General features: G+C 31.1%; 21 protein-coding genes. All 21 read right to left on the bottom strand.

Annotated features, from left to right (window positions below):
* Positions 1-12: 12 nt before the first annotated feature.
* Positions 13-423: a flagellar protein FlgN gene (locus BR69_RS0114915; RefSeq protein ID WP_027633894.1), complete on the bottom strand. Its 411-nt coding sequence runs from the start codon at positions 421-423 to the stop codon at positions 13-15.
* Positions 423-698: a flagellar biosynthesis anti-sigma factor FlgM gene (gene flgM, locus BR69_RS0114910; protein WP_027633893.1), complete on the bottom strand. Its 276-nt coding sequence runs from the start codon at positions 696-698 to the stop codon at positions 423-425. The genes BR69_RS0114915 and flgM overlap by 1 nt, the downstream gene beginning before the upstream one ends.
* Positions 699-802: 104 nt before the next feature.
* Positions 803-1,897, bottom strand: a complete 1,095-nt coding sequence (fliY, locus tag BR69_RS0114905; RefSeq protein WP_027633892.1) for a flagellar motor switch phosphatase FliY — start codon at positions 1,895-1,897, stop codon at positions 803-805.
* Entirely contained in the window at positions 1,890-2,885 is a 996-nt protein-coding gene (fliM, locus tag BR69_RS0114900) for a flagellar motor switch protein FliM (protein WP_027633891.1), read from the bottom strand. Before fliM ends, fliY begins: the two co-directional genes overlap by 8 nt.
* A 25-nt stretch (positions 2,886-2,910) precedes the next feature.
* Positions 2,911-3,306 carry a chemotaxis protein CheW gene (locus BR69_RS0114895; RefSeq protein WP_027633890.1) on the bottom strand — a complete coding sequence of 132 codons (396 nt, stop codon included), beginning with the start codon at positions 3,304-3,306 and terminating at the stop codon, positions 2,911-2,913.
* A 13-nt stretch (positions 3,307-3,319) separates the two neighbouring features.
* Positions 3,320-3,679: a response regulator gene (locus tag BR69_RS0114890; RefSeq protein WP_027633889.1), complete on the bottom strand. Its 360-nt coding sequence runs from the start codon at positions 3,677-3,679 to the stop codon at positions 3,320-3,322.
* A gap of 16 nt (positions 3,680-3,695) precedes the next feature.
* Complete coding sequence (locus BR69_RS0114885; protein ID WP_027633888.1) at positions 3,696-4,301, bottom strand: chemotaxis protein CheC; 606 nt, start codon at positions 4,299-4,301, stop codon at positions 3,696-3,698.
* A gap of 31 nt (positions 4,302-4,332) precedes the next feature.
* On the bottom strand, positions 4,333-6,345 hold the full coding sequence (locus BR69_RS0114880) for a chemotaxis protein CheA (protein WP_027633887.1): 2,013 nt from the start codon (positions 6,343-6,345) through the stop codon (positions 4,333-4,335).
* A gap of 14 nt (positions 6,346-6,359) precedes the next feature.
* On the bottom strand, positions 6,360-7,127 hold the full coding sequence (locus BR69_RS0114875) for a CheR family methyltransferase (protein WP_027633886.1): 768 nt from the start codon (positions 7,125-7,127) through the stop codon (positions 6,360-6,362).
* Between the two features lie 9 nt (positions 7,128-7,136).
* On the bottom strand, positions 7,137-8,177 hold the full coding sequence (locus tag BR69_RS0114870) for a protein-glutamate methylesterase/protein-glutamine glutaminase (protein WP_027633885.1): 1,041 nt from the start codon (positions 8,175-8,177) through the stop codon (positions 7,137-7,139).
* Between the two features lie 13 nt (positions 8,178-8,190).
* Positions 8,191-8,697: a chemotaxis protein CheD gene (locus BR69_RS0114865; RefSeq protein WP_027633884.1), complete on the bottom strand. Its 507-nt coding sequence runs from the start codon at positions 8,695-8,697 to the stop codon at positions 8,191-8,193.
* 8 nt (positions 8,698-8,705) lie between these two features.
* Entirely contained in the window at positions 8,706-9,155 is a 450-nt protein-coding gene (locus BR69_RS0114860; protein WP_027633883.1) for a chemotaxis protein CheW, read from the bottom strand.
* 14 nt (positions 9,156-9,169) lie between these two features.
* Entirely contained in the window at positions 9,170-11,134 is a 1,965-nt protein-coding gene (locus BR69_RS0114855) for a flagellar assembly protein A (RefSeq protein ID WP_027633882.1), read from the bottom strand.
* Between the two features lie 349 nt (positions 11,135-11,483).
* Positions 11,484-12,302, bottom strand: coding sequence for an aminotransferase class IV (locus BR69_RS0114850; RefSeq protein WP_027633881.1), 819 nt, complete (start codon positions 12,300-12,302; stop codon positions 11,484-11,486).
* Between the two features lie 4 nt (positions 12,303-12,306).
* Positions 12,307-12,948 carry an HAD-IB family hydrolase gene (locus BR69_RS0114845; protein WP_027633880.1) on the bottom strand — a complete coding sequence of 214 codons (642 nt, stop codon included), beginning with the start codon at positions 12,946-12,948 and terminating at the stop codon, positions 12,307-12,309.
* 269 nt (positions 12,949-13,217) lie between these two features.
* Positions 13,218-13,619, bottom strand: coding sequence for a DUF1292 domain-containing protein (locus BR69_RS0114840; RefSeq protein WP_027633879.1), 402 nt, complete (start codon positions 13,617-13,619; stop codon positions 13,218-13,220).
* Positions 13,620-13,901: 282 nt separating this feature from the next.
* Positions 13,902-17,429, bottom strand: a complete 3,528-nt coding sequence (nifJ, locus tag BR69_RS0114835; protein WP_027633878.1) for a pyruvate:ferredoxin (flavodoxin) oxidoreductase — start codon at positions 17,427-17,429, stop codon at positions 13,902-13,904.
* Positions 17,430-18,063: 634 nt separating this feature from the next.
* A complete protein-coding gene (locus BR69_RS0114830; protein ID WP_027633877.1) occupies positions 18,064-19,449 on the bottom strand; it encodes an MBL fold metallo-hydrolase RNA specificity domain-containing protein in 1,386 nt (461 codons plus the stop codon).
* Positions 19,450-19,519: 70 nt separating this feature from the next.
* Complete coding sequence (locus BR69_RS0114825; protein ID WP_027633876.1) at positions 19,520-20,593, bottom strand: undecaprenyldiphospho-muramoylpentapeptide beta-N-acetylglucosaminyltransferase; 1,074 nt, start codon at positions 20,591-20,593, stop codon at positions 19,520-19,522.
* A 259-nt stretch (positions 20,594-20,852) separates the two neighbouring features.
* A complete protein-coding gene (locus tag BR69_RS0114820; protein ID WP_034849975.1) occupies positions 20,853-22,916 on the bottom strand; it encodes a PAS domain-containing sensor histidine kinase in 2,064 nt (687 codons plus the stop codon).
* Positions 22,917-23,316: 400 nt separating this feature from the next.
* Positions 23,317-25,071 carry a single-stranded-DNA-specific exonuclease RecJ gene (recJ, locus tag BR69_RS0114815; RefSeq protein ID WP_027633874.1) on the bottom strand — a complete coding sequence of 585 codons (1,755 nt, stop codon included), beginning with the start codon at positions 25,069-25,071 and terminating at the stop codon, positions 23,317-23,319.
* Positions 25,072-25,085 lie beyond the last annotated feature (14 nt).

Below are 25,085 nucleotides of genomic sequence, written 5' to 3'. Positions count from 1 at the left end.
AGTTAATCCTCCTTATTTTCTTACTTTTCCATAGGAATTATAGGTAGGTGCACTTCTTTCAGGATTTATATAGGCTAACATTTTATTTACAAAGGATAGATTTTGTTTTATTAATAAATCATTACTATCCTTTTGAATAGTTAAGTTATGAATTAGGCTATTTATATTACTGTATAGATTTTTTAATTCCTCATCCTCAGATGAATTTATATAATCCTTCATAGAAAGCTTTCCTAAAACTTCCCTTCTCCTAACTTCAATCTCTGCTATATTTTTATTGCAGAGTTTTATTTTATCTACCATTGATTCTAATTTAAATACATCCTTTTTTATAATAAAGTTGTATTGCTCTTCTAATAGTTTTAATAGTTGTTTTAGCCCTTCTTCTTCCTCATTTAAAATCTTCTTCAAGGCTTCTTTCATTAAATTCCACGTCCCTTCATAGAATTAATGATTTTTCTTGCAATGTCTTTAGAATCTACATTATAAGTGCCCTTTTTAATCTGTTCTTTTATTCTCTCTATTTCCTTAGTTTTATCTATATTTATATCATCTATAGATAAACCACTTAGTTTTTTAGCTAAGGGAGAGATTTCTAAGGTATCACTTTTTCTTTCTATTTTATTATTTCTGCTTACCTTACTATTGTCTCTATAAAGATTTACCACTTTATTTACTCCCACAGCTTTTATATCCATTCCTAACACTCCTTAATTCATTCTTATAATTTCTATATCGACTATTTCTCAATAAAGTTTATAGAAAAAAAGAGACATATTGATACTATCAATATGCCCATAAACTACTTGCCTAAAGATTTTACTCTCTCACTACTGCTTATTATACTTGTTATTCTAACTCCGAAGTTTTCATCAACAACAACTACTTCTCCATAAGCAATCCTTTTACCATTTACTAATATTTCCACCGGCTCTTCTGCAAGTTTATCAAGCTCTATTAAAGAACCTGTACCTAAGTTTAAAATATCCTTTATATTCTTTTTAGTTCTTCCAAGAACTACAGATATTTCAAGTGGTACATCTAAGATCAAGTCAATGTTTTGATGACTTGTTGATGATGAAGGTTTAAGCGTTTGGAATTCTGCTTGATGCACCTGAACTTTTGGTTCTAACTCTATAGGTTTTTCAAAATTCTCCATAACTACCCTCTCTTCCCTCGCTTCCACTTTATGATCATTATTATGTACTATTTCATTAGTATCCTGTCCCATCATAATAGAAACTATTTTTTTAGCTGTATTCACAGGAAGTATTTGCATTATATTACTATCTATTAAATCCCCAATGGTCAATTTAAATGATACTTTTACTACCTTTTCCTCTTCATCTATCTTTTCTGATAGCTTATCTGAAATATCAGCCCAAACCTTAGATGTTGGTGGCGAAATGTTTACCTCTCTTGAAAACATTGTTGCCATTGATGTAGCTGCTGAACCTATCATCTGGTTCATTGCCTCTGAAACTGCACTTATTTCAATCTCAGAAAGTTCAATATTTTGAACTGTTCCATCTCCACCCATCATTAAGTTTGCTATAACTGAAGCATCACTTGTCTTCATAACTAATAAATTTAACCCTACTATTCCTGTTGTGTATTCAACCTCTAAAGCAATGTTTGGAACTTCAAAACTTTTCTTTAACTCATCTAGGCTAGTAACAGAAACCATAGGAGTGGTTATATTAACTTGTTGATTTATTATTTGGGATAAAGCAGTGGATGCTGATCCCATAGATATATTACCTATTTCTCCTAATAAATCTTTTTCTATATCACTTAATATAGAATCCTCTTCCCTACCCTTGTCCTCTTGAGCTTCTTCAGCCCCTCCATTAAGTAGAGAATCTATTTCTTCTTGAGAAAGAAATCCATTACTCATAGCTCTCCACATCCTTATCTATAATATCTAACACAGATACACCTAAATTCTTACCAATTGTTCCTGGAACCCCATAGAAATACTCATTATCTTCTACCATTAGAGTTACAGGACTACTACATTTCTTATTTAAGGTAACTATATCTCCTTCTGAAAGCTTTAAGAATTCATCAACAGTAACTGAAGCTTTACCTAGAAGAGCTATCATTTCAACATCAACTACATTTAATCTATCTTTTATCTTAGATCTTGATTCACGAACAAGTTCAGAATCACTTTGCTCAAACCAATACTGTACCACCAGCTTATCTAAAACCTTCTCTATGCTAAGATAAGGGATACAAATATTTATAAATGTATTATGTTTCCCCATTTCTACTGAAAAAGTTATAAGTGCCACCGGTTCATTAGGTGCAAGGGTTTGATTTAAAGCTGGATTTGTTTCAAGTCCTTCAATTTCCGGCTCTACTTCTAATATATCCTCCCAAGCAAGCTTTAAATTCCCTATAAGTCCTTTATTAACCTGCTTTATTATGTTTTTATCAATGTCTGAAAACTCTCTATTCTTAAACTTTCTGTCCCCACTTCCACCTAAAAGTATATCTAAAACTTGAAACACAAACTGAGGATTGGTTTCAAAAAGTATAGAGCCACTTAAAGGAGGCATTTTAAATACCGTTAAAATTGTTGGACTAGGAATAGAATGTATAAACTCCTCATAAGTAATCTGCTCTACGGATTCAATCTTAACCTTAACATTGCTTCTTACTTGAGCGGTTAAATAGTTAGTAATGATTCTTGCATAATTATCATGGATAAGTTCCAAGGTTCTAATATGATCCTTTGAAAACTTTTGAGGACTTCTGAAGTCATAAAGTTTTATTTTGTGCTTTTCCTCTTCCTTGTCAACATCATCAGGAACTATCTCCCCTGAGGATAAGGCAGACAACAGCTCATCTATTTCACTTTGGGATAAAACCTCTGCCATAAAACTCCCTCATTTCCTTATAAATTTAAATTAACTTATCAATATCAATCATTGTAACTATTTTATCGCCGAAATTTACAATTCCTTTAATATAATTTTCACCTTTTTCTTCTTTTAATTGTTCTATTTTCTCTTCTTCTACTTCTATAACCTCTTCTACTTCATCCACACATATGCCAACTTGCTCTTCTCCAACATTGAGAATCACTACATTTTCTTCTCCTTGATTCTTCTTTTCTATATTTAAAAGAAGATTTATATCAAGAAGAGAAATTATATTTCCTCTAAGATTTATAAGTCCTTTTATATAACTAGGTGCCTTTGGCACCCTAGTTACTTCCATCATATCATTTATAACTTGAACCTTTGCAGTTTCCACTGCGAAATGCTCATCATTTAACTTAAATATTAAAACTTGCATATATTAGCCTCCTTTAGCCAATAACCTTTCTTATAGCGTCTAAAACCCTATCTGCTTGGAAAGGCTTAACTATGAAGTCTTTTGCTCCTGCTCTTATAGCATCCATAACCATAGTTTGTTGTCCCATAGCTGAACACATAATTATTTTCGAATTTGGATCAAAGGCCTTTATTTCCTTAACCGCCTCTATTCCATCCATATCTGGCATAGTTATATCCATAGTAACTACATCAGGTTTTTCCTTTTTATAAAGCTCCACCGCTTTTAAACCATTGCTAGCTTCCCCTACAACTTCAAAACCATTCTTTTCAAGTATGTCTTTTATCATCATTCTCATGAAAGCTGCATCATCAACAATGAGTACTTTTGCCATAACACAATTCCCTCCATTACATTACTCCAAGTGTATTTAATATTTTTTCTAAAGATCCTGGCATAGGCACATAATAAAAATGCCCTGAAATATTCATATTCTCATCTTTATTTAAGAATATGGTTTCTATATCTAGTACATTGTCATCAAACTGCCCAGACTCTATGAATGTTGTGGAGAGTATCGCTCCAAGCATATCATAGGTCACCGCTGGCACTGATGGTGTTATAACTAAATTAGTAAACTTAGCTATTGAATTCATATAGGAACCTGCTATTATATTTCCTAATTCGCATAATACAGAATTACCCATTTCACTGAATTCTTCTTCCCTAACTCCTGTTAGAGATTCTATCATATTTTCGGCTACTTCTTTTTCTAATATAAATAATATATTTCCAGGAGTATCTCCTAAAACTCTTACTATTACTGATACAACTAAATCTTCTGCTCCTATTTTAGAAAATATCTCCGTAAAAGAAATTATATTAACAGAGGGCACTGTCATGTCAACTTTCTTAGAAAGAAGCTGCGATAAAGCCGTAGCTGCATTTCCAGCCCCAATATTCCCTACTTCCTTTAAGGCATCTAACTGAAGGGCATTAAAATTTAAATTACTCATAGCCTTTTAACTCTCCTCCCATCATTTCAACTTAAATAAGGGCCGCTACATCTAGTATTAAAGTTACAAGACCGTCGCCAAGGATTGTAGCTCCTATATACTCTCTTAGCCCCTGAAGAGTTTTTCCTAAAGGCTTTATAACTATTTCTTGTTGTCCAAGTAAAGAATCTACTAAAAGACCTACTACTTTCTCTCCTACCTTAACTATAACAACAAAGCTTTTTTCCTTTTCCTCATTATAAATTCCAAGTCTTTCATTGACTCTAATTAAAGGAATAACATTATCTCTATATATTATAACTTCTTTGTTGTTAGTTTTCTTTATAAGATCATTTGTAAAGTCAATGACTCTATCTATATATCCAAGAGATATAGCTAAGGTTTCATCTCCAACCTTTACAAGTAAGGCCTTAATTATTTGAAGAGTTAATGGCAATCTTATTATAAAGGTTGATCCCTTTCCTTGTTCACTTATAAGATCTACAGTTCCTCCAAGAGATGCTATTTTAGTTTTAACCACATCCATCCCAACTCCACGGCCTGAAATATCTGTTACTTCCTCTTTAGTACTAAATCCCTGCATAAAAATTAGATTTACTATTTCATTATAGCTCATACCTTCTGTATTTACACCTAACTTTTCTGCTTTTTTGCGGACTTTATTTACATCAATGCCCTTTCCATCATCTTGAACCTTTATGACAGCTTTAGTACCTTCTTGATAAGCTATAAGCTTTATAGTACCATCTGGCTTTTTACCTGCCTTTATTCTATCATCTTCTGGTTCAATACCATGGTCTACAGCATTTCTTATAAGGTGGATAAGCGGTTCTCCAATTTCATCTATAACAGTTCTATCAAGCTCTGTATCTTGACCCTCTATTATAAAATCAATATTCTTAGAAAGCTCTAAAGATAAATCTCTAATCATTCTTGGGAACCTATTAAAAACCACATCTAAAGGAAGCATTCTTATTTTCATAACTAGATCTTGAAGATCTGATGTAGTTCTTGCTACCTGTTCTAAGGTCTCATTTAAATCAGCTAATCTATGGTTTGAGCTTATTTGTTCAAGTCTTGTTCTATGAATAACAAGCTCTGATACCATATTCATAAACTTGTCCAATCTTTCAAGATCAACCCTTACGGATTGATGAGTCTTTTTATGTGAAGTTACAGCTTCTTTTTCCTTTATTTCTTTTAAAGGTTTTGCTGCTTCCTTCTTTTCATTCTCATCTTTTTCTATTACATTCTCTGATATGGACTTTGGTTCACAAAGAGATTTATTATTAGTAACCTTAGGCTTTTTAAGCTCTACTAAAGAAACAATAACCTCTTTAACCTCTGATATTCCTTCTACTATTAACCTTGTTTCATCTAAAGTTCTTGTAGTTACATATACAAGTTCCATAGAAAATTCAAAGTTCTCACTTTCTATGTCCTCAGCTGGAGGATTGGATTTTATTATTTCTCCTCCATCCTCTAAAGACTTGAATATTAAAAATGCCCTAGCAGACTTTAAAAGGGTTGTCTCATCAAGAGTTATATTAATCTTTATAACGTTAAACCCTTTATCCATAGCCTGTTTTAGTACACTTATGTCATATTCATTTAATCCTAAATTGTCCTCTTCTTCACTGTGATCTAAAACTTCCTCATGGATTTTAGAAGAATTTAAATTATTCAATTCCTCTATTAAGGAACTTACATCTCTATTGCCATCTTCTCCTTCTGATATATCGTTCACCATTTGCTCAAGGGTATCAAGACATTTAAACAATGTAGTTACTACATTTTGATCCGCCTTAAGCTCTCCATCTCTGAACTTAGATAATATATTTTCCATATTATGAGTAAGTTCTGCCATTTTACTAAATCCCATAGTAGCAGCCATTCCTTTTATGGTATGTGCCACCCTGAAAATTTCATTTAGTTTATCTATATCTTCTGGAGATTGTTCAAGTTCCAATAGAGTTTCATTTAAAGTTTGTAAGTTATCCATGGATTCTTCTAAAAACATGGATAGATATTGTGAAGTATCCATAATGAAATTCCCCCTTATAGCTTCCTATATATAAAAGTAGACGCTTTTTCAAATCCATACTCTTTATAATTATATATGCTTTCTGTTGCACCTACAAATAATAATCCACCTGATTTTAAGGAATTACTAAATTTTTTATATATCTCATTTTTTATATCTGTATTAAAATATATTACCACATTTCTGCAAACTATTATATCAAAATCATTTTCATATCTATCCAAAATTAAGTCATGCTTCTTAAAGGTAACCATATTCTTAATCTTATTATCGATAAAATATTTGTCATTCTTAAGGGTAAAATACTTATTCATATAGTCTTTTTTTACATTTCTAACTTCACTATTTGAGTATTCTCCCATTTTCGCCTTATTTATTATAGTATTATCAATATCTGTTGCTAATAAATAACTTCTACTTTTAGGTGCATAATCATCTAAAATCATTGCTAAAGAATAGGGCTCTGCACCTATAGAACAAGCTGCACTCCATACCCTAAGGTTTTTATTGTTTTTCAAAACTTCTGATTTCATAAGTTTTGAAAGTTCATCAAACATTTCAGGATTTCTAAAAAACTCACTTACATTTATTGTTATAAAATCTAAAAATCTTTGTCTTTCTGATAAATCTCTCTTTAGAAGAGCTATATACTCATCAGCAGTGGTTACCCCTATTCTAGTCATTAAACTAGATATTCGTCTATGAAGCTGGTTTGATTTATAAGCTGAAAGATTTATGCCTATGTCTTTTAAAACCCAAGCCTCAAACTTTTCAAAGTCCATAATTACCTCCTATTTATACATAGAACACTTTATTATCTTAGATAATATTTGTCCTAATGGCAATACTTCATCTATTTTTCCTGTTTCAAAAGCTGCCTTGGGCATACCATAAATGGTACAAGTACTTTCATGTTCTGATATGGTAGTCCCACCTAAAGCCTTAACCTCTGCAGAACCATTAGCCCCATCTCTTCCCATTCCAGTTAAAACTATACTCATAAGCCTTCCTTTATAAACCTTAGATGCTGATATAAACAATTTATCAACACAAGGTCTTACTCCAAAAATAGGAGGCTCCTCTGTAAGTCTTATTTTTTTATCTCTTGTGACTTCCATATGAAATCCGCCTTTTGCAATATACACAGTATCTTTTTCTATGACCATATTGTCCTCTGCTTCTACTACAGTTACTTTACTATTTGTATTAAGTCTCTCTGAAAAAGCATGGGTAAATCCTACTGGCATATGCTGTACTACTAGTATAGGAAACCCTAAGTTCTTAGGTAAGTTAGTTATAAGAGTGGTTAGGGCTCTTGGTCCTCCAGTGGAAGCTCCAATAACCATAGCCTCTATATTATAATTCATATCCTTTTTTCTTAGCACCGGTGCAAGATTTCTATGATTTATATCCACAGAATCTCTTTTTCCTTTTTTAGCACCTTGTCTTATTTTTTCTACAAGTTCATTTTTAACCTTGTTTATATCCAGGGATATAGACCCTGAGGGCTTTGATATAAACTCAAAAGCTCCTGCCTCAAGACACTCCATGGTAACAAAGGTTCCCTCCTTGGTTAAGCTACTAAGCATTATAACTGGAATATTAAGATTCCTTTTCTTAAGTTCCTTTAAGGCCGTAACTCCATTAACCTTAGGCATTTCCACATCTAAGGTTATAACCTGTGGATTTAACTTCTCTACTTTATTTAAAAGCTCTTCTCCATTTCTTGCCACATCAACGACTTCCATGTCATACTCTTCATTTATCATGTCTGAAATAATTCTTCTCATTAATGCTGAGTCGTCTACTACAAGAACTCTTATTTTCTGCAAGCTATCAACCCCATTAAATTTCTTTTATTCCTATTCCAACTGTTCTTATTTGTACCACACCATTTAAGCCGTTAAGAATCATTGTTCTTCCTTTATTTCCTCCAATGTCAATGGCTATTAATGGTATTCCCATCTTATCTAAAGTTGCTTTTACAGAAGCTCCATTCCTTGCTCCTATATCTGTAATCATACTCTTATCTGAGAAATTAAACATAGATGCTCCCCCTGCTATTTTAGCCTTTATATGTCTTTTATTGCATCCTTGTGCTTCCATTTTATCTATTAAAATAGGAATAGCTAAGTCTGCAAACTTTAAAGGACTAGTAACATTTGAAAATTGAGTACTATCCGGAAGCATTATATGAGCAAGTCCAGCAACTCCAGAAAACCTGTCATATAGGGCTATTCCTATACAAGACCCAAGACCAACAGTTATAAGCCTATCTGGGGAAATCACCACATTTAAATCAGCAATTCCAACTCTAATCTCTTTAGATTCTTTAACTTCTTTACTTTCCATACATTCCTCTACTTAAGGGCTTCTTTTTCATCATCAGATAGTATTTTTGCTAAATCCAGATATATTATTAATTTTTCATTATTTTTTATAAGCCCTTTAATATATCTTTTTGAAACCTTACTTGCTATATCTGGAGCCTTCTCTACTTGAGATACATTAATATCACGAACTTCAGACACTACATCTACTATCATTCCAACCTTTGTATCTCCATCCTTAACAACAATTATCTTATTTTCTCTAGTTCTTTCACTACTTTTCATATTAAACTTCTTATTTAAATTCACTATGGGAAGTATTCTATCTTCATAATTTATAACGCCCTCAATAAAAAGTGGTAAATCTGGCATTATTGTAGGTGTTACATATTCTAAAATTCTTTCAATATCCATAATATCAGCTGCATAATTCTCATTATCTAAAGTAAATACAAGAACCTTAAATTCTTTTCTCTCCATATCTTACTTCCTCCCTATGCTTTAAGTTTGTCCACAACTATATCTCCTGAAGAATCCATGTAAGCATGGATATTCTTACTTTCATAATCTAAGATATATTCTCTATTTCCCACTATAAACTTCGTGTTTCCAAAGGCTTTTTTCACGAAAATATGTCCATTCTTATCTACCATAAGTTTTGTAGATACTCCTGAAACACTTCCTACTTCCTCTGCCTTTATTTCTTTTTTTGAATAAATAACTCCTCCTCTAGCTATAGCCCCTTCTTTTTTGAATTCAACTAATCCATTGCAGGTAATATTGCATATATATTGACCTTTCCCTGTTATATATACATTGCCTGTGCTTTTTATAGTGGTATCTTGAACATAATCTACTGTAATATCCGTTTTAATAGTAGATCTTTCTTTTAAATCTTTAATTTTAAAATCTATTATCTTTATTATATCGTCAAGTTCACTAAAATGCTTTATATTTAGAGGAGCTAAAAACATAAGCTTTTTTACTAATATACTCTTTATATCATCTTCAAGGTATTGTTCTTTTAAAAGATTGTTGCATAATTTGGGAATTTCCTTAAACTTACCTTCAAATAAAGACTTAATTATTTCTCCATCAGTTTTCTTCTTTCTTCCCATATCATATTTTTTTATTTCCATTATAACTTCTATAATCTTTAAAAGTTTTTCACTAAGTTCACTTAGTATATCTATGTAAGATACTATATATACATCTTGCCCTCCACCTATAATCTTTGAAGATATTACCTTACCTTTAATCTCAATATTTCCCTCTGCTTCAATATCAGCATGAGTTACCCCTTGAAAGATTACTAATTCATTACCTGACCTTACCTTCATTCCCTCTACCACATTACCTTTAACAATGACATCCCCTGAATATTCTATATTACCTGTTTCTATGTTAACATCCCCATTAACTTCATGAACAGGATGAACTTCAAAAACCCCTGACTTAAACACTGGTTTTCCAGCCAATGTACTCACTATAATATCATCCTTCTGAGAGGCTCCCTTTCCTGCCTTAAATATAACCTTCTTTTTTCTCTTATGAGGTATTGCTTTTCCCCTAATATTTCTTCCATCCTTACCCTTTTCTCCCTCGTATAATTGGGCAATAACAACATTCTCTTCTACTCTATCTATAGCTCCTATGTTTTTATAATCTATATTACCTAATTCATCCTCATTAAACTTTTTCTTATCTATATTAAATTTTATTTCTATTCTATCCTCTTTTTCGTCTACAGCCTCTTCCCCTATAGATACAATGGATAAATCCACACTATTTTCTTTTGATAACTTTTCTATATTATCTTCTAGAATACCATGTACTATGCCCAAGGATTTAAGTTCCTTAACTATATCATCTTTCGTAAACCTTGGCGGCATAATTTTACTTACTAGTTCTAATTCTAATATAGCCTTATCTCCTAAGGAAGCATCTTTAAGTTTATAAGTCTTCTCTTCATTATAGGTTATGGATGCATAGGCCTTCATGTCTTTTTCTGATAAGGTAACTTTAAGATTTCTTCTCCCTTCTTCCTTTACTAAAAATACTTCTATATTATTTTCTTCTTTAACTTCCACCCTTCCGTTTACTAACTTTCCATCTATTTTAACCTCTATATTAGGCGGGATTATTATTACTGAAGGCTCTCCCCCTTCTTTAGGATTAATAACTTTTATAATTCCATCTATGATAGATACCTTCCCATCTATATCTTTACTTTGATTATCCTTTTGTACATGTATGCAAAGACCATCATCACATTGAATCTGATCTTTATCTAATATATTCTCTTGTGAATTTTTAATTTCTATAGTTACCCTTTTCTTGAATAAGCCCTTCTTCTTTATAATCTCATATTTTAACTCTTCCTTTGGTATCATGAGCTCATTGCATGCCATAATTATACATTCTTCTAAACTCTTACCACAAAAAATCTTTTCATCCATCTATGATCACCTCTCATAAATTTACATATTTATTCAAATATAGTATATCATAATTTTTAGTAATTTATATAGCTTTATTCCTTGCAAAATATAAAATATCTAAATAATACAAAGTACTTATCAGTTTAAGATCTGAAAATTTCTTTCTAAAATCTAATTAAATTATATAATATAATAAAAGCGAGGCCGTCGCACTAAATAATTTACAGACAATATATTGATTTGCAAATTTAAAATCAGCACAATATATTGTAGTATCTATTCTTAGCGCCACAGCCCCACCTTTTATATCTTACTTATATATTTAAATTCTTAAACATATATAAGTAATGTTTCTCACATGATGTTATTACTTATTTGTTTTAATATATTCCTCACATTCATTTTCATAACCTCTTATAATGGATAAAATTATTGGGTTGTTGTAGGAATTATAAATAATACTATCTACAGACTTTATAGGCAATACCTTAGGTGAAGTTCCTGATATAAATAATCCTTGAAGATCTTTTAATTCCTCTTCATGAACTTCCCTTTCTTCTATGTTAAGATTTAATTTACCACAAACCTTCATAATCACAGCTCTTGTGACTCCTGGAAGTACAGCTTCTACTGGTGATGTTATTACAGTATTATTCATTATCATAAATATATTGGATCTGCTTCCCTCTGTAATTCTTCCTTCATTATCTATTAATATGGCTTCATAGGCATTGTTTTGTTCAATAGCTTCATTTACTTTTTCTCTGAATCCATTATTTATAACCTTAGCATTAGGGTTCTCTCTTTCCCCATGGAAAGCTATGGTATGAACCCCTTCTTTATAAAGATTTTCTTTAGGATAGGAATACGGTATATAATAGGAACTTAATCTATTTCTGTCTGCTGCATAAACAACCTTAATATTACCTTCTTTTCTATTGTTAAAAGTGACTAAATCATCTATAACCTTGTTTAGATCTTCATAATTAAATAACTGTTCTATTCCCATAATACTAAAAGACTTTTTCATTCTGTCCATATGTTCTTTTAAAAACAATGGTACTCCATCTATAACTCTTATAACTTCATAGATGTTATTTTTTGAAATAATATCTTCTTCATTAAAATCTTTTACACATATCTTTTTACCATCACATATAAAATATTCATTTAAAGCTTTTTCCACAACGCTACCTCCATTTTAAAATTTCTATGGTATCATGACTCTTTCTATAGTTTATAAGATAAGGTCTTCCTACCAAATTAAAAAGTGGTAAATCTGAAAGGGAATCTGAAAACATATAGGAATTTTTAAAATCCACCTCTACTCTATCTTTTTTAAGCTCTTCTTTTAGTCGTATAACCTTTTCCTCACCCTTACAGTTATTTCCTTCCATGAGCCTTCTATGACTTCCTTCTTTAACAGTAAATTTTGTACCTATAACCTTATCAACTTCTTTTATTGAATAGAGTTCATTTAAATAAAATTCTGGTGATGCAGAGATTAAATATATTTTATATCCTTCTTTTTTAAGTTTTTTTATCATATCTAATGCATCTTTATAAAATATCCTACTTAATCTTTTTTCATAGAACTCTTTAACAAGTTTCTTCATATCATCCTCTTTTACGCCATCTATGAACTTCAAAAAGCATTCCTTTGTTTTTCTCTCATCATAAATCTTTAGAAGAAACATAATACCTGAAAAAATCGCTCTTGGTATATAAATTATATTTTTCATATTTTTACTTAATAAAAAATAATATAATTGCCTAAGGGTTTCTTTTTTTGTTAAGGTATAATCCACATCAAATATGGCTAACTTCTCCATGTCTTCACCTCACTAAACATATGATATATTCTATAAAATAATTTAAGCACTATGCCTATTTTCTTATATAGGTTTTAACTTATCCATTAAAAATATACTTTATATATCTTACTTTAGTCAGATATATAAGTTAGCTTTTAAATTTAAAACCTTATATAAATGAATTTTAAAAAGAGCTGCTAAAATCAGCAACTCTTCTAATAAAATATTTTTTTCTCATAGTTTTAAATATGAGAAAAAAATATAGAAGCTTGAATAAAATATTACTTTTATTCTTCCTCATCCATCATAGTTTCATAGTAAGCGGATACTTCTTCGAATTCCTTATCATCTGGAACTACAAGTTCTCCTTCTTCTCCTAGAGACTTAAATAAATAGTAAGATCCATCTTCTGGATTTTGAACTAAAACATAATTATTATCTTTATATTCAAAAGCATCTACTACTTCACATGGTATTACATTACCATTTTCGTCTTCTAAATCTACTACAAAGCTTTCATGATCGTGGTCATGATCTTCACAGCCACAGCCACATCCGCCGTGATCATGTTCATGTTTATGTTCATGTTGTTCACCACATCCGCAAGAGTTCTTCTCTTCATTACATCCACAAGAGTTTTTCTCCTCGTTGCATCCGCAACCACAATTCTTTAATTCTTCTTTACTCATAGCATTCTGTTACGAAACTACCTTCGTAACATCCTCCTCTCTATTATATAGACTATATTCCTTATAATTGTAACCCTATTTTACTAAGATTAAAAGCCTTTTCATTAAAATTAATAAATATTTATTTTCCTAATAGGATTATCCCCCTCTAAAAACCCTTCTTTTTAGTATATAAAAAGAAAAATAATATATACTTCTAATTATTAATAATCTTTATTTTTATATGTATTTCTAAATTTACAACATATAAAAAGAGGTTAGCTTACGCTAACCTCTTATATATTATTGTTGATTTGCTAATCTCTTATAGCTTTCTAATCTTTCCTTAGCATCATTTTCAGTTTTAGCAAATAATTCTTCTGCCTTATCTGGGAATGCCTTAGCAAGAGAAGCGTATCTTACCTCTCCTAGTATAAAGTCTCTAAAGGAAGCTGTTGGCTCCTTAGAATCTAAGGAGAATGGGTTCTTTCCTGCATCCTTAAGAGTTGGGTTGTATCTGTAAAGTGCCCAGTATCCGCATTCTACAGCTTTCTTCTCTTCCATTTGAGAAGTTCCCATACCAGTCTTTATACCGTGGCTTATACATGGAGCATAAGCTATAACTAATGATGGACCATCATAAGCTTCTGCTTCACTTAATGCCTTAACAGTTTGGTTTTGGTTAGCACCCATAGATATTTGAGCCACATAAACATATCCATAGCTCATAGCCATCATTCCTAAGTCCTTCTTCTTAGTCTTTTTACCAGAAGCTGCGAACTTAGCTATAGCTGATGCTGGAGTAGCCTTTGAAGACTGTCCTCCTGTATTTGAGTAAATTTCCGTATCCATTACAAGAACATTTACGTCTTCTCCAGAAGCTAAGACGTGATCTAATCCACCGTATCCGATGTCATATGCCCATCCGTCTCCTCCGAATATCCATTGAGATCTCTTAGTTAAGAATTCTCTGTTCTTATAGATGTCTTTTAATAACTCATTCTTATCCATTTCCTTTTCAAGAATTGGAACTAATATTCTTGTTGTTCTCTTAGAGTCTCTACCATGATCTCTTGCCTCATGTAATGCAGTTAATGCATCCTTAAGCTCAGTGCTTATAGAGTCAAGGTTCATAGCTTCTTCAACCATTAATAGTACCTTATCTCTTAATTGCTTAACTCCAAGGAACATACCCATTCCAAACTCAGCATTATCTTCAAATAAAGAGTTAGCCCAAGCTGGTCCGTGTCCATCCTTATTAGTACAGTATGGAGTTGAAGGAGCAGATCCTCCCCAAATTGAAGAACATCCTGTAGCGTTAGCTACCATCATTCTATCTCCAAATAATTGAGTTATAAGTTTTACATATGGAGTTTCTCCACATCCAGCACAAGCTCCAGAGAACTCAAGTAATGGTTGCTCAAATTGGCTACCCTTTATTGTTTCTAGGTTCATTGGATTTTCTTTATGAGATAAAGTTAATGCATGATCCCATAAATCAGCTTGCTCCATTTGCTCTTCTATAGGCTTCATTAATAATGCCTTCTTAGGAGCTGGACATACCTCAGCACAGCTTCCGCATCCTGTACAGTCAAGAGCACTTACTTGTATTCTGAAGTTTAATCCTTCAAATGTCTTTCCACCTATAGCCTTCTTGCTTGTAAATCCTTCTGGTGCATTATTAGCTTCTTCTTCATTTACTAAGAATGGTCTTATAACAGCATGTGGACATACATAAGCACATTGGTTACATTGGATACAGTTATCTAATTGCCATTCTGGAATATTTACAGCAATTCCTCTCTTTTCATAAGCAGCTGTTCCTGCTGGGAATGTACCATCTTCCATTCCTATGAATGTACTTACTGGAAGCTTATCTCCCTCTTGTCTATTCATTGGCTCAACGATATTCTTTATGAAATCTGGTTTAGCTTTTCCTTCTTCAACCTTTTCATCAGAAACGTTCTTCCAAGAATCTTTAACATCTATCTTAACTACAGCAGTTGTTCCCTTGTCTATTGCTTCGTAGTTCATATTAACTATTTTTTCACCCTTCTTACCATAAGAAGTAACAACAGCTTGCTTTAAGTACTTAACAGCATCTTCTACTGGTATTATGTTAGCTAGCTTGAAGAATGCAGATTGCATTATCATGTTTATTCTTCCACCAAGACCTACTTCTTGAGCTATTTTAACAGCATTTACAGTGTAGAAGTTTATGTTATTTTCAGCTATGAATCTCTTCATTGAAGCTGGAAGGTGAGCTTCTACCTCTTCTGGTGTCCATATACAGTTTAATAAGAATGTTCCATTCTTCTTAAGTCCTGTTAATACGTCATACTTATATACATAAGATTGGTTATGACAAGCTATAAAATCAGCCTTGTTTATAAGGTATGGAGATTTTATGTGCTTCTTACCAAATCTTAAGTGAGATATTGTAACTCCACCAGACTTCTTAGAGTCATATGCAAAGTATCCTTGCGCAAACATGTCTGTGTGGTCTCCTATTATCTTTATAGCACTCTTGTTTGCTCCAACAGTACCATCTGATCCAAGACCCCAGAACTTACATGCAACAGTTCCTTTTGGAGTTGTATCTATGTCTTCTGAATCTGGTAATGATAAGAATGTAACATCATCAACTATACCAACTGTGAATCCATTTCTTGGCTTTTCTTCATCTAAGTTATTGAATACAGATAATATGTTTCCTGGAGTAACTTCTTTAGATCCAAGTCCATATCTTCCTCCAACAACTACTGGTCTAGTTTCTGCTTCTGCTTCATAGAATGCATTTCTTATATCTTGATATAATGGTTCTCCAGCTGATCCTGGCTCCTTAGTTCTATCAAGAACAGCAATCTTTTTAACAGTGTTTGGAATAACTGCTAATAAGTGCTTTATAGAGAATGGTCTGTATAGGTGAACGTTAACTAAACCTACCTTTTCTCCCTTATCAACTAAATAATCAATTGTTTCTTGTATAGTATCACATACAGAACCCATAGCTACGATTATCTTCTCAGCATCTGGTGCTCCGTAGTAGTTAAATAACTTATAATCTCTTCCTGTTAACTTATTTATTTCATTCATGTAGCTTTCAACAAGCTCTGGTATAGCATCATAGAACTTATTTGAAGATTCTCTTCCTTGGAAGTAGATATCTGGGTTCTGAGCTGTACCTCTAGTTACAGGATTTTCTGGATTTAAAGCTTTCTTTCTAAACTCTACTAAATCATTCTCATCCATTAGACTCTTAAGTTCGTCATACTCTAATACTTCAATCTTTTGAATCTCGTGAGAAGTTCTAAATCCATCAAAGAAGTTTAGGAAAGGAACCTTTCCTTTTATAGCAGCTAAGTGAGCTATTGGAGATAAATCCATAACCTCTTGAACGTTTGAAGAAGCAAGTAAAGCAAAGCCCGTTTGTCTTGCAGCCATAACGTCTTGATGATCTCCAAATATAGATAAAGCGTGAGCTGCTAATGCTCTTGCACTTACATGGAATACTCCTGGAAGTAATTCCCCTGAAATTTTATACATATTTGGAAGCATTAATAATAAACCTTGTGAAGCTGTAAATGTAGTTGTTAATGCTCCAGCTTGAAGAGAACCGTGAACTGCTCCAGCAGCTCCTCCCTCTGATTGCATTTCCATTACCTTAACAACTTGACCAAATATGTTCTTTTTCCCTTGTGCTGCCCATTCATCTACATGTTCAGCCATTGGTGAAGATGGTGTTATTGGGAATATAGCAGCTACATCAGTATAGGCATAAGCAACATGAGCCGCAGCTGTGTTACCATCCATAGTTTTCATCTTTCTCATTACTACTGACCTCTCTTTCGATTTTTCATATATTTATTAGGTTACTTTAACTTACAAAAACTTAACCTTAAAATTTAAGATTAATTTCCAAAGTCAAAGTTTCCAATTTTGACACTAGAATCCACAATTTGTTTAACCCTTTACTAAACAAATGCCTTAAAAAAGGCGTAGTTCTAGTACAGTTTTAGTGTTTCCACCAACCGTTTACACATATAATAGCATATCATATATTTTTTATTTAATAAATATATTTCTACCAAAATAACAAATATTTATAAGAAATTTGTTTAAACTCCTGTAGCCTTATAACCAGCTAAAATATTTCCAAATATATTTTACATAAAATACAAGAAAATATATTTAAAGGAGTTAAAATCTTATATAAATCCATTAAACCTATTATTATGTAAAAAGTAATTTATGTTATGTTATATTCGTTACTGACTTTTTCAGTCAACAGTAATTATATACTAAGGTAACCCCTTTTTCAATTCCCGTATTATACCGTGAATTTCAAATATTCATAATGAAGGTTAATTATCTCTTATATTCGTAGATTAACTCTTTTTAATAATTATTTGATACACTTTATAATACTGTAACATATATTAAAACATTCTAAATTCAAGGTTTTCTAAAGTTTAATAGTACACCCCTTCTCTGGAGATAAAACACAATATCCTTTTTTCTCTAACTCTTTCTTAAAAGCTAACCTAGTTTCTTCCTCTCCATGGACTAAAATTATTTTTCTAGGTTTCTTCTGAAAGCTTTCTATCCAATCCAAAAGTATTCTCTTATCTCCATGGCCTGAAAGCCCTGGTACTTTATGAACTTCAGCTAAAACGCTTATTTTTTTCCCTAGGATTTTTACATATTCCTTTTTATCTAATATATCCCTACCTAATGTCCCTGGGCTTTGATACCCCACGAAAACTATGGAGTTCTTTTCTTCTTCTAGGTAATTCAATATATGATACTTTATTCTTCCCCCTTCACACATTCCACTAGAGGATAAAATTATAGCTGGCTCTTTATATTTCCTTATGGCTTTAGATTCTTCTTTAGACTCTGTAAAAACCAGTCCCTTAAATTCTAAAGGATTATCACCTTGTCTTAATAACTTCTTTGCCTCGTCATCAAAATCTGATGAGTGCTTATTAAAAACTTCTGTAGCCTTTTTAGCTAATGGGCTATCTACAAACACCTTGCATTTAATTTCTTCTTTTTCCACAAGATTATTTAATATGTATATAATTTCTTGTGTCCTTCCTATAGAAAAACAAGGTATTACTACCTTTCCTTTTCTTTCTATGGTTTTCTTTATTATTTTCATTAATTCCTTAAAATAATCTTCTTTTTCATGATAACTATCTCCATAGGTACATTCCATTATTACATAATCTCCATTATTAATCTTAGAAGGGTCTTCTATTAAAGGCCTATGATTATTTCCTATATCCCCACTATATACAAGTTTTTTTTCTTCTCCATCTTCAATATCATCAATATAAATTTCAGTTATGGCAGAACCCAAAAGATGACCTGCATCCTTAAGCTTTATATATACCCCTTGAAATAGTTTTATCTTTTCTCCATATTCTATTCCTCTAAAATATTTTAAAGCTCTCTTGCTATCCTCTTCTGTATATAATGGTTTTAAAAGTTTATATCCTTTCCTTTCTCTATTTTTATTTTTTATGTCACACTCCATTTCCTGTATACTCCCTGAATCTCTTAACATAACTTCACATAAATCCTTTGTAGCCTTAGTGCATATAACCTCACCCTTAAATCCATTTTTAATCAGGTAAGGTATTCTACCGCTATGATCAATATGTCCATGGGAAAGTATAACATAATCAATCTCTTCCCCTTTAAAAGGAAACCTAGTATTTTCTCCACTTTTATCTTCCTTCCCCTGGAACAATCCACAATCTAAAAGTATTGTTTTATTATTTACTCTTAAAATATGACAGGAGCCAGTTACAAAACCAGCTCCTCCATAAGTCTCTAATATCATTATATTTCCTCCTTCTAGAGCTGACACTTGTAATTAGTATGCTCTAAAATTAAGATATACACTCATAAATCTATTTTTTAGTATTTCCTTGTATAACTTCTACTATTTTTTCCACTCCATTTTTTATAGGACTGTTTTCCATAGCTTTAATATAAGACTCTCTATTTTTATATAATTCTCTTATACTCTCTATTAACAGAGCTTTATTTATTTCTTCTTCCTCTAAAACCATGCTATATCCTCTTTTCTCAAAGGATTCAGCATTTAATATTTGATCTCCCCTACTAGATTTTTTAGAAAGAGGGATCAAAAGATTTGGCTTTCTCATAGCTAAAAATTCATATATAGAATTAGCCCCTGCTCTAGATACCACTATGTCTGCCGCTTTCATAACGTGGGTTAATTCTTCTCTTATATATTCAAATTGAACATATCCTTTAACATCCTTAAGACTTTCATCTATATGATTTTTTCCACATATATGAACTATATTAAATTCTTTTAAAAGTTCCTTAAGACCTTCCCTTACTAAATCATTTATAAACTTTGATCCAAGACTTCCTCCCATTATAAATATTAGGGGTTTTTCAGGACTTAACTTACAAAACTGTAGTCCTTTTATCTTATCTCCAAAGTAAAGTTCCTCTCTTATAGGTGTTCCTGTCAAAATCCCTTTTCCTTTTTTCACTTTATCTATAGACTCTGGAAAAGTTACACAAAGCTTAGATACAAATGGAGTGCTTAACTTATTAGCAAGACCTGGTGTTATATCTGACTCATGAGAAATCACTGGTATCTTATTAAAATAAGCTGCCATAACAACAGGTACTGTTACAAATCCCCCCTTAGAAAATACCACATCAGGTTTTTCTTTTTTCATAATGGAATAGGCATCCTTAAGTCCTTTTATAACCTTAAATGGATCTGTAAAGTTTTTAATATCAAAATATCTTCTAAGCTTACCACTAGATATTCCAAAATAATGGATACCTTCTTTTTCTATTATATCCTTTTCTATACCATCCTTGCTTCCTATGTATTTAACATCATAACCTAAGGATTTAAGTTTAGGTATTAATGCTAGGTTAGGAGTAACATGCCCTGCTGATCCTCCACCTGTCATAATTATTTTATATTTGTTCAAAACTCCATCTCCTTTTCTTCACTTTAAGACCCTAAAGAATAATTAATTAAATTATTTAGATAATACTAACCTTAATTTAAGTTTAGTATTATCTAAATATGAACTAATAATTATAAACATTATAATCTTGATCCATATATTTAATAACTATTCTAAAGGATATTCTGTTCATTTATAATTTATATAAGTACAATATTATATTATAATTGAATTTTTAATTTTGTTACAACAAATGTGAAGTTTTATCCTAAGTGTATATTTAAGACAAATCTGAAAATTCTATTTTAATCTTATCCCTAACTCCTGTTAAAGAGCTATCATCATCTATGGTATCACACATTATTTTCTTACTATTAAATGTAACATAGAATTCACTGCCTGAATCCATATCACTATTTACAGTTATTTCTCCTCCCATAATATCTACAAGACTTTTTACAAGAGACAATCCAAGTCCTGTTCCCTCTGCCCTCCTAGAAAGACTAGAATTAACTTGGGCAAACTTATCAAAAATAATCTCTAATTTATCCTTTGGTATTCCAATTCCCTCATCCTTGACAGATAACACTACATTATCTTCACTTATATTTAAACTAATATATATATTTTTACCCTCTGGAGTAAATTTTACTGCATTAGATAATAGATTTAATACTACCTTTTCATATTTATCCTTATCTAAGGATACACATACTTCCTCTAAATTAGTATCAAAAATTAAATTTACTCCTTTAGATGCAGCATAACTATTAGCTAAAGTTACTATTGACTCCGTTGAACTTACTAATTCAAAATTAATGTTATTTACATTTATAAAACCAGCCTCTGCCTTTGATAAATCTAAAATATTATTTATAAGTTTAAGTAGCCTGCTACAGTTTTGATTTATCCTATTTAATATTTTATCTATATTGGGACTTATATCATCACTATATATGCTTGAAGCAAGTTGTAGAGACGAAGATATTATATTTAAAGGAGTTCTAAGTTCATGGGATGTTAGAGTGAAAAACTCATCCTTTAGAGAATTTATTCTTTCAAGCTCTTCATTATGCTTTGCCTCTTCTGTTATATCTAAGGCATGAAAATGTATCCTTGTAACTTCATCATCCATATTTAAGTATGGCTTAAATTTTATTTTATATATTCTCTCTTCTTCATCCTCTTGATATACTTTATAGCTGCTTACAGTATATTCTCTTTTGTTTATTATACATTTATTTACTATATCTATAATTTTATCCTTTTCATCTTCTTTCATAAGATCTAAAAATGATGCCTTTTTAATATAACTACTATTTATATAATCTTTTCCTGTTAAAATACTAATTATTTTCTCAAAACTTTTATTATGAAGGATTACCCCAAAGGATGGATATTCTAAAACTGCAACTGGTATATCCAAGTTATTTATAACATGTTTTATAAACCTTGTTTTATCCTCTAATTCCTTTTCGTGAAGCTTCATATAGGTTATATCCTTTATTGTGCTTATGGTATATATCATATTTCTATCCCAATCAAAAACTGGAGTAGAATTTAACTCTATATATCTTACTTCTCCTGAAATTTTATTAATTCTTTCTATAACAAAATTTCTAATTTGAACATATTTTTTCACATGATTATTTATATATCCATCTATAGATAAAATTTCTCCATATTTATCTTTTAATATATAATTATCATAGAATTTATTTAAATTTCTAACTTCCATAGGAGATATTCCTATTATTTCATAAAAAGCCTTATTGTGGAATATAACATTTCCAGTATCATCTAGGACCCAAAGACCTTCTGATATATTCTTTATCACATGGGTTAGATGAAGAAGATGCTGCTTTTCTCTAGACTTTAGCACATCAATTATATGACTTTTAGCCTTAAGCTCAAGAAACATTTTTTCATACTTTTCTCTTGCCTTATCTAACTTTTCCTTACTTATATTATTACTGGTTATATCACTTAATGATATAATAAACCCATTGACATTGTCCTTTAAAGGTAGAATTTTAAGTTTATAAAATTTATCCTCATTTTTATTATTAAATCTTTTAAGCACTATATTATCTATTATTTTCTTTTTATTTATTGCTTCATAAATTTTGCTATCATCCCTTAAAATATTATCTCCATTTTCTAGATATAACCCTAACTCACTTAAAAATAAATATATACTTTTACCATAAACTTCTTCACTACATAAATTAAACGTTTTACATATATTACTATTTACCTCCATTATAACCCCCTTCTCATTGGTTATTATAACTGAAGAGTCCATAGTTTCTATTATAGCTTTAGCTAAGTTATCCCCTTTCATATACACTACCCCTACTTTATACTTAATTTTTCATATCCTATTTTCAATACTCCATATAAATAATTTTAACTTTTTATATTTCACATATACTTATATTTAAAAGTTAATTTCCTTTGTTATTATGAGATTCTCCTTATATTTATATCTAACTTATTTACTATGACTTTATATTAAACTTGTATTTTGCAAAAATCTCACATTATACATATATAGTAAAGTTTTAAATTACTATCCTTTTATTCTACATAAAAGGAAATTTATCCTTTTATTTACCATTAACTCTTCATTTAACCATTGTAAACTTACAAACTTTTATTTTATATAAACAGTTTATATATAAAATAAAAGCCTCAAGATTAATTGAGACTTTTATTTTCTCTTATCCTTATAAATAAATATTTTATATTCTAAAGCTCTTTATCATAAGCTGTAGATATTCTCTATTATTAAATTCATTTATTTCTAAATTAAAAACTAAATCTAACTCTAGAGTATTATCTCCATTTAAAAATCTCTCAAAAGTACCTTCTCCATATTTATTATTAACTTCTTCCACAAGATTTTCTACTTTATTAAACATTACCCCATCAAAGAAAGCATCTCCATAACTTAGTTTAAGCTTTAAAAAGTTTTTATCCTTTCCCATAAGATTTCCTCTTAAAGCTTTTACTCCCTTAGCTCCAAATACCGGCTTAGAATTACCTTTACCAAAGGGTTCTAATCTCTCCAAAGTCTTAACTAAAGATAAGCCTATATCTTGTGGCTTTAAAGCCATATCTAAGGTTATCTTAGGTACTATATCCTCTTCACTTAATGTACATACATTATTAAGTTTTCTCCTCAGAGGATCGATATTCTCATTTTTTAAGGATAATCCTGCTGCCATAGGATGCCCACCAAACTTCTCCATGAACTCTTTGCATTTTACCATTTCTTCAAACATATTATATCCCTCTATGGAACGCCCTGAGCCCTTTGCTCCCTCATGAGCCTTAGTAATAACAAAGGTAGGCAGATTATATCTTTCTTTTATACGTCCTGCTATTATTCCAGCTATACTTTCATGGATATCATCTATATATATAACAAGAACTTTATCATCCCCTGAGCCTTCTTCTACTATTTCAATTGCTCTTTCTACTCCATGGCTAGTCATATCTTGTCTTTCTTTATTTAATTCAAATAACTTCTTAGCATAAAGCTCTCCTTCCTCTTTCGAGCTACTCATAAGGAGTTTTAGTGATAACTCTGCTGTTTCAAGTCTTCCTGTAGCATTTATACAAGGCCCTATAACAAAACCTAAATGGTAAGCTCCTATGTCCTTCCCCTTAAGTCCTGTTGCTTCAAATAGAGCATTTAAACCATAATTACTACTATTATTTATTTTTTCTAACCCCTTAGATACTATAATCCTATTTTCTCCAATTAAATCTACCACATCACAAACTGTGGCAATAGCCGCAAATTCCAAGAGGTCTTCAGAATATGAGGGTGAAAATCCTAAGGTTTCATATAAAAACTCTGAAAACTTAAAAGCAATTCCAGCGCCACAAAGCTTCTTAAATGGATACATACAATCATTTCTTTTAGGATTTACAACTGCATCAGCCTCTGGAAGAACATATCTTCTTTTATTATTTTCCTCTACAAAAGCTATATCATGGTGATCTGTAACTATAATTTTCATCCCTAGCTTTTTGCAATGTTTTATTTGTTCTAAAGCAGCTATTCCATTATCACAGGTTATTATAAGGTCTACCTTCTCTTCCTTGGCCCTATTTATTATATCTACATTTATTCCATAACCTTCTGTTATCCTATGAGGTATATGATAGGTAACATTTGCACCACATGTCTTTAAAGTCCTATAAAGTATATAAGTACTTATAACCCCATCTACATCATAGTCTCCTACAATTAAAATCTTCTCTTTTCTCTCTATAGAATCCCTCATAATCTCTACAGCTTTTGTTAAATCCTCTAATAAATATGGAGGATTTAAATCCTTAACACTTGGATTTAAAAACTCTCTTGCCTCGTTTAAATCATTTATTCCTCTATTTATAAGAAGTCTTGCTATAACTTCATCTACCTTTAAAGCATCACTATAAAACTTATAATCTGCTTTTACATTTCTAACTAACCACTTTTCCATTTAAAACCTCTTCT

Source organism: Clostridium hydrogeniformans DSM 21757 (genome assembly GCF_000686705.1).
Classification (GTDB): domain Bacteria; phylum Bacillota; class Clostridia; order Clostridiales; family Clostridiaceae; genus Clostridium_Z; species Clostridium_Z hydrogeniformans.
This window is presented reverse-complemented; position numbering and strand designations above follow the sequence as displayed.

Excerpts from the sequence above, each read along its gene's own strand:
- BR69_RS0114915 (WP_027633894.1), bottom strand. The coding sequence starts at position 423 with ATGAAAGAAGCCTTGAAGAAGATTTTAAATGAGGAAGAAGAAGGGCTA.
- flgM (WP_027633893.1), bottom strand. The coding sequence starts at position 698 with ATGGATATAAAAGCTGTGGGAGTAAATAAAGTGGTAAATCTTTATAGA.
- fliY (WP_027633892.1), bottom strand. The coding sequence starts at position 1,897 with ATGAGTAATGGATTTCTTTCTCAAGAAGAAATAGATTCTCTACTTAAT.
- fliM (WP_027633891.1), bottom strand. The coding sequence starts at position 2,885 with ATGGCAGAGGTTTTATCCCAAAGTGAAATAGATGAGCTGTTGTCTGCC.
- BR69_RS0114895 (WP_027633890.1), bottom strand. The coding sequence starts at position 3,306 with ATGCAAGTTTTAATATTTAAGTTAAATGATGAGCATTTCGCAGTGGAA.
- BR69_RS0114890 (WP_027633889.1), bottom strand. The coding sequence starts at position 3,679 with ATGGCAAAAGTACTCATTGTTGATGATGCAGCTTTCATGAGAATGATG.
- BR69_RS0114885 (WP_027633888.1), bottom strand. The coding sequence starts at position 4,301 with ATGAGTAATTTAAATTTTAATGCCCTTCAGTTAGATGCCTTAAAGGAA.
- BR69_RS0114880 (WP_027633887.1), bottom strand. The coding sequence starts at position 6,345 with ATGGATACTTCACAATATCTATCCATGTTTTTAGAAGAATCCATGGAT.
- BR69_RS0114875 (WP_027633886.1), bottom strand. The coding sequence starts at position 7,127 with ATGGACTTTGAAAAGTTTGAGGCTTGGGTTTTAAAAGACATAGGCATA.
- BR69_RS0114865 (WP_027633884.1), bottom strand. The coding sequence starts at position 8,697 with ATGGAAAGTAAAGAAGTTAAAGAATCTAAAGAGATTAGAGTTGGAATT.
- BR69_RS0114860 (WP_027633883.1), bottom strand. The coding sequence starts at position 9,155 with ATGGAGAGAAAAGAATTTAAGGTTCTTGTATTTACTTTAGATAATGAG.
- BR69_RS0114855 (WP_027633882.1), bottom strand. The coding sequence starts at position 11,134 with ATGGATGAAAAGATTTTTTGTGGTAAGAGTTTAGAAGAATGTATAATT.
- BR69_RS0114845 (WP_027633880.1), bottom strand. The coding sequence starts at position 12,948 with ATGGAGAAGTTAGCCATATTTGATGTGGATTATACCTTAACAAAAAAA.
- BR69_RS0114840 (WP_027633879.1), bottom strand. The coding sequence starts at position 13,619 with ATGAGTAAAGAAGAATTAAAGAATTGTGGTTGCGGATGCAACGAGGAG.
- nifJ (WP_027633878.1), bottom strand. The coding sequence starts at position 17,429 with ATGAGAAAGATGAAAACTATGGATGGTAACACAGCTGCGGCTCATGTT.
- BR69_RS0114830 (WP_027633877.1), bottom strand. The coding sequence starts at position 19,449 with ATGATATTAGAGACTTATGGAGGAGCTGGTTTTGTAACTGGCTCCTGT.
- BR69_RS0114820 (WP_034849975.1), bottom strand. The coding sequence starts at position 22,916 with ATGAAAGGGGATAACTTAGCTAAAGCTATAATAGAAACTATGGACTCT.
- recJ (WP_027633874.1), bottom strand. The coding sequence starts at position 25,071 with ATGGAAAAGTGGTTAGTTAGAAATGTAAAAGCAGATTATAAGTTTTAT.